This is a genomic window from Mycolicibacter sinensis (genome assembly GCF_001673565.1).
GTDB lineage: Bacteria > Actinomycetota > Actinomycetes > Mycobacteriales > Mycobacteriaceae > Mycobacterium > Mycobacterium sinense_C.
Genome location: NZ_LZMF01000028.1, coordinates 1 through 888, shown reverse-complemented (window position 1 = coordinate 888; position 888 = coordinate 1). Strand labels below are relative to the sequence as shown.

General features: G+C 65.9%; 1 pseudogene. It reads left to right on the top strand.

Annotated features, from left to right (window positions below):
* Positions 1-51: 51 nt before the first annotated feature.
* Positions 52-888: pseudogene (locus tag A5648_RS24370) on the top strand (IS3 family transposase); the annotation flags it as partial.

The window sequence follows — 888 nt, the reverse complement described above, 5'->3', positions numbered from 1 at the left end:
TGAATCGTCCCGGCGTGTCCGGAGACTCCGTTCCTTGGGAAGGATGGAGTCATGTCAGGGAGTACGTCGAAGAGGTACCCGGTCGAGTTGCGTGAGCGGGCGGTTCGGATGGTCGACGAGGTCAGGGCCGATTATGAGTCGGAGTGGGCGGCAATGACCAAAGTGGCCGAGTTGCTCGGGATCGGAACGGCAGAGACCGTGCGCAAGTGGTGTCGGCAGGCCGAGGTCGATGCCGGCCAGCGGCCTGGTGTCAGCACCGAGGAGTCAGCGGAACTCAAGCGCCTCAAGCGCGAGAACGCGGAGTTGAAGCGGGCCAACGCGATCCTCAAGAGCGCCTCGGCTTTCTTTGCGGCCGAACTCGACCGGCCACTGCGCTGATCGTGCGCTACATCGACGAGCACGTCGGTGTCCGCCACGCTGATGCCGACGGGCCAGGTCTGCGTTGGGGTGTCGAGTCGATCTGCACCCAGCTCACCGAGCTGGGTGCCAAGATCGCCCCCGCGACCTACTACGAACACCGCGCCCGCAAACCCACCAAGCAGGAGGGCCGCGACGCCGAACTGAAGCCGAAGATCCGTGCGGTGCACGCCGAGAACTACGGTGTCTACGGCGCCCGGAAGGTATGGCTGACGCTGAACCGACAACGGCCGCAGGACGCACCGCCGATCGCGCGCTGCACTGTGGAGCGGCTCATGGGCGAGCTCGGCTTGGCCGGCGCGGCGCGCGGGAAGGTCAAGCGGACCACGATCAGCGATCCGCGCACACCCAAGCCGCTCGACCTGGTGGACCGCAACTTCCGGCCGTTGGCACCGAATCGCTTGTGGGTGGCCGATTTCACCTATGTCTCGACGTGGTCGGGCTGGTGCTACACGGCGTTGGTGATCGACG